9 protein-coding genes are annotated in these 7,752 nt (G+C 75.1%); 4 read left to right on the forward strand and 5 right to left on the reverse strand.

Annotated features, from left to right (window positions below; translation table 11 throughout):
- Positions 1 to 167 precede the first annotated feature (167 nt).
- Entirely contained in the window at positions 168 to 719 is a 552-nt protein-coding gene (bldD, locus tag AB8M62_RS13935) for a transcriptional regulator BldD (RefSeq protein ID WP_369069950.1), read from the forward strand.
- Here the strand turns inward: bldD and nusB are convergent.
- Both nusB and efp read right to left on the reverse strand, forming a co-directional pair.
- Complete coding sequence (nusB, locus tag AB8M62_RS13940) at positions 667 to 1,077, reverse strand: transcription antitermination factor NusB (protein WP_369069951.1); 411 nt, start codon at positions 1,075 to 1,077, stop codon at positions 667 to 669. The two genes, bldD and nusB, sit on opposite strands and share 53 nt — an antisense overlap.
- A 1-nt stretch (position 1,078) precedes the next feature.
- Positions 1,079 to 1,639 carry an elongation factor P gene (gene efp / locus AB8M62_RS13945; RefSeq protein WP_369052252.1) on the reverse strand — a complete coding sequence of 187 codons (561 nt, stop codon included), beginning with the start codon at positions 1,637 to 1,639 and terminating at the stop codon, positions 1,079 to 1,081.
- 181 nt (positions 1,640 to 1,820) lie between these two features.
- On the opposite strand from efp, the gene AB8M62_RS13950 reads away from it, so the two are divergent.
- From AB8M62_RS13950 to AB8M62_RS13960, 3 genes are read left to right on the forward strand one after another with little or no spacing between them, the layout of a single operon-like run.
- Positions 1,821 to 2,354, forward strand: coding sequence for a hypothetical protein (locus AB8M62_RS13950; protein WP_369069952.1), 534 nt, complete (start codon positions 1,821 to 1,823; stop codon positions 2,352 to 2,354).
- A 48-nt stretch (positions 2,355 to 2,402) separates the two neighbouring features.
- Complete coding sequence (locus AB8M62_RS13955; RefSeq protein WP_369069953.1) at positions 2,403 to 3,584, forward strand: glycosyltransferase family protein; 1,182 nt, start codon at positions 2,403 to 2,405, stop codon at positions 3,582 to 3,584.
- A complete protein-coding gene (locus tag AB8M62_RS13960) occupies positions 3,581 to 4,810 on the forward strand; it encodes a glycosyltransferase 87 family protein (RefSeq protein WP_369052255.1) in 1,230 nt (409 codons plus the stop codon). The genes AB8M62_RS13955 and AB8M62_RS13960 overlap by 4 nt, the downstream gene beginning before the upstream one ends.
- Here AB8M62_RS13960 and aroB read toward each other — a convergent pair.
- The 3 genes from aroB to AB8M62_RS13975 form a co-directional block, all read right to left on the reverse strand.
- A complete protein-coding gene (gene aroB / locus AB8M62_RS13965; protein WP_369052256.1) occupies positions 4,697 to 5,779 on the reverse strand; it encodes a 3-dehydroquinate synthase in 1,083 nt (360 codons plus the stop codon). The genes AB8M62_RS13960 and aroB overlap by 114 nt on opposite strands.
- Positions 5,776 to 6,276, reverse strand: a complete 501-nt coding sequence (locus tag AB8M62_RS13970) for a shikimate kinase (RefSeq protein ID WP_373694947.1) — start codon at positions 6,274 to 6,276, stop codon at positions 5,776 to 5,778. The genes aroB and AB8M62_RS13970 overlap by 4 nt, the downstream gene beginning before the upstream one ends.
- Before the next feature lie 114 nt (positions 6,277 to 6,390).
- Positions 6,391 to 7,581 (reverse strand): cell wall-binding repeat-containing protein, encoded by a 1,191-nt coding sequence (locus AB8M62_RS13975; RefSeq protein WP_369069954.1) that lies wholly within the window; start codon positions 7,579 to 7,581, stop codon positions 6,391 to 6,393.
- Positions 7,582 to 7,752 lie beyond the last annotated feature (171 nt).

Consider the following 7,752-nt stretch of genomic DNA (forward strand, 5'->3'; position numbering starts at 1 on the left):
GGTCCGGGATGCGACGCGCCCGCGACAGCCCGTGCACCTCGTTGTGAGGTCAAGCGCTCACGTGGAGTAACGGAAGTCGTGCCGTCCGGGTGGGATCCTGTGTCCGCGGTGGGCGAAGCGGCAGGTCAGCTTGACGAGGGCGTTCACGTACAGTGACGATTCTGGGCATGGCATCGGACTACTCCCGCGCACTCGGATCGCGCCTTCGCGCCATCCGTACCCAACAGGGGCTGTCCCTGCACGGCGTCGAAGAGAAGTCCGAGGGACGGTGGAAGGCCGTCGTCGTCGGCTCCTACGAACGGGGCGACCGTGCGGTGACCGTCCAGCGACTCGCCGAGCTGGCGGACTTCTACGGGGTCCCCGTCTCGGCCCTCCTGCCCGAGGGCGCGCCGCAGGGCAGCTCCGAGCCGCCGCCGCGGCTCGTGCTCGACCTGGAGCGCCTGCAGGAGGTCCCGGCCGAGAAGGCCGGCCCCCTGGACCGCTACGCGAAGACCATCCAGTCCCAGCGCGGCGACTACAACGGGCGCGTCCTGTCCATCCGGGCGGACGACCTGCGCACCCTGGCCGTCATCTACGACGTGCCGGCGACCACCCTGTGCGACGAGTTCATCGCCTGGGGCGTGCTCAACGCCGACGCGCGCCGCGCCGTCGCGCGTGGTGCGGACCTCAGGCCTTCAGCGTCTCGGCCAGCTCCGCGATGCGGCCCAGCAGGCCGTTGACGAAGCGCGGCGACTCGTCGGTGGACAGCTCCTGGCAGATCTCCACGGCCTCGCTGATCGCGACGTGGTCGGGCACGTCGTCGGCGTGCAGCAGCTCCCACGTGGCCATCCGCAGCACCGCGCGGTCCACCGCGGGCATCCGGTCGACCGTCCAGCCCATCGAGTACGTCGACAGGACCTCGTCGATGCGCTCCTGGTGGGCGACGACGCCCTCCACGAGGGTCACCGCGTACTCGCCCACGGGCGGGTCCGCGCGCTGGATCTTGGCCTTGAGGACCTCGAGCGCCGGGCGCTCGCGCTGGTCGGCCTCGAAGAGGACGTCCACCGCGCGCAGCCGCGCCTTGCGGCGGGCGGCCACGTCAGCTCACGCGGCCGAGGTAGTCACCGGTGCGGGTGTCGACCTTGACCTTGGTGCCCTGCTCCAGGAACAGCGGGACCTGGATCTCGTAGCCCGTCTCCACCGTCGCCGGCTTGGTGCCGCCCGTGGAGCGGTCGCCCTGCAGGCCCGGCTCGGTGTAGGTGATCTCCAGCACGACCGAGGTCGGCAGCTCCACGTACAGCGGGGTGCCCTCGTGGGTGGCCACGACGGCCTCCTGGCTCTCCAGCATGTAGTTGGCCGCGTCGCCGACGGTGGCCTCGGGGATCGTGATCTGGTCGTACGTCGAGGAGTCCATGAACACGAAGTCCTCGCCGTCGCGGTACAGGTACTGCATGTCGCGCTTGTCGACGGTCGCGGTGTCGACCTTCGTGCCGGCGTTGAAGGTGCGGTCGACCACCTTGCCGGACAGCACGTTCTTCAGCTTGGTGCGGACGAAGGCCCCGCCCTTGCCGGGCTTGACGTGCTGGAACTCCACGACGGACCACAGGTTCCCGTCGAGGTTGAGCACGGTGCCGTTCTTCAGGTCGTTGGTCGTCGCCACGTGTCTCTCTGTCCGTCTCCGCTGGTCGAGCGCGGCCGGGGGGCGCGCGCCTGTCGGCGCCATCGTACCGAGCGGCGCGGGGGCGTCCGGGCGGCGAGCGCCGCGGGACGGGGTCACGGGGGTGCGCCCGCCCGGGTGACTGCCCCTCCAGGAGGGCCCCGCGGGCGCCGACGTGTGCGGGGTGAGGTCAGGAGCGGCCGAGGGCCCGGACGACGCCGGAGCGCGCCCGGCCGCCGTCGACGCCTCCTTCGGCTCCTCCGCCCGCCCGGTGCCCTTCAACCCGGGCAGGCGCTCGGCCGCGGCCTACGCGGCGGGCTTCAACCGGACCACGACCGGCGCCGGGGCGGTCACCGGCCGCCGCCGGCGCCGCTCGGGCCGGCGCGCCCTGGTCGCGCTGCTCGTCGTGGCGGTGCTGGGCGTGACCGGCTGGCGGGCCGCGCCCGCGGTCTGGTCGCGGGCCGAGGCGTGGTCGCGGGCCAGCGTCGAGGCGGACGTCCGCGACGTGGCCGCCTCGCTGGAGCGCCACCGCGCCCGGCACGGCAGCTACACGACCGACCGCTCGGCGCTCGACCTGCCGGCGACGGAGACGGCCAACCAGGTGCGGATCGTCTCCGCCGACGCGGTGCGCTTCTGCCTGCACGCCGAGGGCGTGCTGGGGCCGGCCGTGGACTACCTGTCGGGCGTGGGGTTCGTGCGCGTGCCCTGCCCGGTGTGAGCGACACTGGCCGCTGAAGCGCCCCGCCGCCGGTGCCGATCATCCACCGTGACGACATCCCGGTCCCGGTGGGCGCTGCCGGCCGCACCGCCTCCCGCGCTGCGGGCGCTGCTGCGTCACCGCGCCGTCCTGCTGTGGCTGGCCGTCGCCGTGCCCGCGCTCGTGTGCCTGTGGGGCGGCTGGGTACCCGGTGACTGGGTGTTCTTCTCGCAGGGGGCGGACGTCCTCCTCGGGCGCGGTGAGGTCGCGCCGTGGCAGCTGTACGCCGCCCACCCCGACGTCCAGATCGGTCCCGTGCCGCTGCTGCTGACGGCGCCGCTGACGCTGCTGCCCCCGGCGGTCGGCGGGGTGCTGGCGTGCGCGCTGGTCGCCGCGCTGCTGCCGCTGACGTGCCGCTGGTTGGAGCTGCTGGGCGAGCACTGGCGCGGTCCCTCGCCGTGGCGGCCGGCCACCACGTTCGTCGGCGGGCTGTTCGCCGCGATCTGGTGGTGGCGCCTGGGCGGTGAGTTCGCCCACCCCGACGACGCGCTCGTCGTCGCCGGCGGGGTGGCGGGGCTGCTGGTGGGGGCGCGGGGGCGCCCGCTGCTGGGGTCGGTGCTGCTGGGACTGGCGGTCTCGGGCAAGCCGTGGGCCGTCGGGCTGCTGGTCCTCGCGCTCGCCTTCGGCGGCCGTGCCCGGTGGCGACGGCTGCTCCTGGCGGGTGCGGCGGCGCTGGCGCCCTGGGCGCCCTTCGTGCTCCTGGACCCGGCCACGCTGCTGGCGCTGTCGGGCTACCGCGTCGCGGTGTGGAGCTCGGCGCCGCTGGCCCTGCTGGGGCTCGCGGAGGAACCGGTCCCCGGCTGGGTCCGCCCGGTGCAGTTCCTGCTGGCCCTGGGAGTCGTCGCCCTCGCCGTCGCCGTCGGGCGCGCCGACCTCGGACCGTTCCTCGCGGTCGCCGCGCGCCTGGCGCTCGAACCGCAGGCGTGGGACTACTACTTCGCCAGCCTGGTCGTCGCTGCCCTGGTCGCCGACGTGCTGCGCCGGCGGGCGGCCGGGCCGTGGCTGACGATCGGCACCGTCCTCGTCCTGTACGACGTGCGCTGGCTGGTCGACGACCGCTCGGTGATGGGGGCCATGCTGCTGCTCCCGTTGCTGGCCGGGGTGGTCCTGCTGCTGCCGGACATCGGTGCGCGCCTGCGGCTGTGGACGTCGCCGGGCGGCGGACGCGCTCCGGCAGGAGCGGCGGCGTGAGCACCCTGGACCGTCTGCTGCGCCTGCGCCACGTCCTGGTGGGGTTGAGCGCCGTCGGCGTGGTCCTGTCGTACCTGACGGTCTTCGGGACGCCGGACGACTGGTGGTACTTCCGCGACGCCGCGGTGGTCCTCGCCGGCCGCGACCCGGCGGTGAGCCCCGGCGCGTTCTACCGGACGCACCCGGGCACGTGGATCGGTCCGGTGCCGCTCCTGCTGTGGACCCCGCTGGCCCTGCTGCCGGAGGCGGTGGGCGGGTGGACCGTGGCGCTGCTGTCCGCCGCGGCTGTCCCGTGCGCGACCCTGCTCGCCGAGTCGCTGAGCACCGCCCGCTGGGGCCCGTCGCGGCGCGCGCGGCTGACGGTCCTGCTGGCGGGGTGCGCCGCTGCACCGGTGTGGACCGAGGTGTGCACGACCTACACGCACCCCGAGGACGTCGCGGTCGTCCTGCTGTTCCTGGGCGCGCTGCACGCGCTGCACCGCCGGCGGCCCGTCCTGACAGGGCTCCTGCTGGGTCTGGCTGCCGGCGGGAAGCCGTGGGCGGTGGGTCTGCTGCCGCTCGTGGTCGTGCTGCCGACGAGGGCCGGGCGCGGGCGCGCAGCGGTCTCGGCGCTCCTGGCCGCAGCCCTGCCGTGGGTCCCGTTCCTCTCGGTGCCCGGAACGCTGGCGGCGGTCTCCGGGTCGTGGGCCGTCGTCTTCGCCGAGACTCCGCTGGGTGTCGCGGGGTTGGCCGGGCAGGTGTACCCGACCACGGCCCGCCTGTCGCAGTTCGCGCTCGCGGTGCTCCTGGTGGCCGCGGTCGTGCGGCGGCACCGGTGGTCGGCGGCCCTGTTCTGCTGCGTGGCGGCACGGCTCGCGCTCGAACCGCAGGTGCTCGACTACCACTGGGCCTCGCTCGTGCTCGGCGCCGTGGTGGCCGACGTGGTCGGGCGCCGCCCGCTGCCGCTGCTGTCGGGACTCGTGGTCCTGACCTACCACGTCAGCAGGTCGGTGGACGTCGCCCTGGTGGAAGCGGGAGCGCAGCTGGTGCCGCTGGCCGCGGCGCTGGCGCTGGTGCTGCACCGCGGGCGTGCCGAGGACGGACCCGGCGGTCCCGGCGTGCCCGCACCGCGCTCAGGCGCTGATCTCGGCGTACGCGGCCTGCAGCATGGCGGGGTCGGGCCCCTCCAGCCGCGACGGGCGGCCGATGCCGTCGAGGACCACGAACCGCAGGAGCGCCCCGCGTGACTTCTTGTCCCGGCGCATCGCGTCCAGCAGCTGCGGCCAGCGGTCGCCGCGGTAGGTGACCGGCAGGCCCAGGGAGGTCAGGACGGCGCGGTGGCGGTCGGCCTCGGCGTCCGAGAGGCGCCCGGCGAGGCGGGCCAGCTCGGCGACGTAGACGAGGCCGACGCTGACGGCGGCGCCGTGGCGCCACTGGTAGCGCTCGACCAGCTCGACGGCGTGGGCGAAGGTGTGCCCGTAGTTGAGGACCTCGCGCAGGTCGGACTCCTTGAGGTCCTCCCCCACGACGTGCGCCTTGACGCGCACGGCCCGCTCGACGAGCTCGGCCAGCACCGGCGACGTCGGCTCGGTGGCGGCCTCCACGTCGGCCTCGACGAGCTCGAGGATGCGCTCGTCGGCGATGAAGCCGCACTTGACGACCTCGGCCAGCCCGGCGCGCAGGTCGTGCGGGGGCAGGGTGCCGAGAGCGTCCAGGTCGCACAGCACCCCGGCCGGCGGGTGGAAGGAGCCGACGAGGTTCTTGCCCTCGGCGGTGTTGATGCCGGTCTTGCCGCCCACGGCGGCGTCGACCATCGCCAGCAGCGTCGTGGGCACCTGCACGACGCGCACCCCGCGCAGCCACGTGGCGGCGACGAACCCGGCGAGGTCGGTGACCGCTCCCCCGCCGACGCCGACGACCGCGTCGGAGCGGGTGAAGTTCGACTGCCCCAGCACCGTCCAGCAGAAGGCGGCCACCTCGGCGGACTTGGCCTCCTCCCCGTCGGGCACCTCGGCCAGGACGGCCTCCAAGCCCTGGGCGGCCAGGTCGTCGCGCACGGCCTCGCCCGTGGTGCGCAGCGCCCGCGGGTGGACGACGAGGACCTTGGCGACGCGCTCGCCGAGCATCCCGCGCAGCTCGCCGAGCAGGCCGCGGCCGATGAGGACGTCGTAGGGGGTATCGCCCGCGACGGTGATGCGGGTGGGCGTGGTCGTCATCGGTCCTCCGGGGAGCGCTCGAGCCGGTCCAGGACGTCGCGGGCGACCTCCTCGGCCGTCCGCCCGTCCGTGGGCACCGCGACGGTAGCGACCTCGTCGTAGACGCGCTGACGGGCGGTGTGCAGGTCGGCCAGGTCGGGGCGCTGCAGGACGGGCCGGTCGGCGTCCCCGCCGGTGCGCCGGCGGGTCTCGGTCAGGCTGACGCGCAGGTGCACGACGTCGTGCCCGCGCAGCACCGCGCGGGTGGCCTCGCGCCCGCACGCGCCCCCGCCGAGGGAGACGACGGCCTCCGGCCCGGCGAGCACGTCGGCGACGGCGGCCTGCTCCAGGTCGCGGAACGCCTCCTCGCCGTCGGCGGCGAAGATGTCCGGGATGGAGCGGCCCTCGCGGGTCCGCACGACGTCGTCGGTGTCGGTGAACGGCAGGCCCAGGCGGTCGGCGAGCAACCGCCCGACGGTGGTCTTGCCGGCGCCCATGAAACCGACGAGGACGATCACGGGCGGGCTCCTGGGTGCTGGGGACGGGCTCCAGCATCGTAGGCGGACGGGGCCGGGGACGACGCGGGGCCCGCACCCCCGGGAGGGTGCGGGCCCCGCGTCCCGAGGGCTGACTCAGCTCACCGCCGCGTCACCGAAGTAGACGAGGTTGTTGCGCTGGAGCACCTCCGTGCGCGGCGCCGCACCGGGCGACGTCGTCACGAGCTTCAGGTTGTTGACGCCGCGCACGTCCACGTCGATGAGGGTGGGCGCACCGCGCGACACGCGCTGCCGGGTGAGCAGGCGCTCGTCGCCGAAGACCTCGACCGTCGACTCGAACGTCGTCGGGTTGGCGTCGTCCAGCCCGGCGACCGTGGTGAAGCGCGAGTAGCGGTCCCCGAGCTTCCAGACCTTGTAGTCCGAGTTGCGGGGATCGGCGTCGAACGCCGCGGAGCGCGGGAAGAAGCGCCCCCCGATCATCGCGTGGTCGGACACGTAGCGGGCGCTGCCGTCCCCGTTCACCAGCTCGTCCAGGTAGGTCTTCGGCGCGGTGCCGGCGGGCTGGCAGTTGGTCCGCTTGCGGGCCGTCTCGGACAGCACGCCGGGGCCGCCGAAGGAGTTGGCCACGCCGTTCTCGCCGAACCTGCCCTGGACCCGCTCGATCTCGAGGTTGGTGCCCTCCGTGAAGCAGGTCTTGGACGAGAGCAGCAGGGGTCCGTCCGCGCGCGCGGCCCGGGCGCCGGCGGCCAACGCGTCCGCGAAGCCCTCACCGCTGGCCAGCGTCACCACCCGGGCGCTGTCGAAGAAGTCGTGGCTGACCCGCACCGCGGTGTCGTAGCGGTCGACACCGGAGACGCGGTCAGCGCCGTTCCGGGCCAGGCCCTGCAACTCGCGCAGCACGGCGTCGGACACCTTGCCGGCGCCGCCGACGACGGTGATGCGTTCCGGGCGCAGCCGCCGCAGCTCGTCCGCCACGACGGACGGCACCTCGTCGCGGCCCACCAGCAGCATGGGCGAGGACGCGTGGGCCGCAGCCGCGCTGCCCGTGAGGGCGTCCGGGAAGTCGTAGCCCGTGGCCACCACGACCCGGCTGGGGCCGGCCGCACCGTCGGCGGGCGTCGGGAAGAACGCGCGCGACAGGGCGACCGACGTCTCGAAGCGGTCACGCCCCTCGACGCGGTACAGGCCGGCCCGCGTGTTCTGCCGCAGCCACGTCCACACGTCGGCACCGATGGCGCTCTCACTGCCGACGACGACGATGTTGCGGGCGTAGATGATGCGCTCCCGCACCGCGGCGGGCACCTCGTCCTTCGTGACGAGGTACACGTTGCCGTAGGCGGCGCCGCGCAGCGCGCCGGCGGCCGTCGAGGAGTTCGCGACGGACCCCGACGCCGGCAGCGGGGGGGGGGGGGGGGGGGGGGGGGGGGGGGGGCGGGGGGGGGGGGGGGGGGGGGGGGGGCCGCGGGGCGCGGCCGGGGGCGGGCGGCGCGGGGCGCC

This window comes from Kineococcus terrestris, assembly GCF_041020755.1.
GTDB lineage: Bacteria > Actinomycetota > Actinomycetes > Actinomycetales > Kineococcaceae > Kineococcus > Kineococcus terrestris.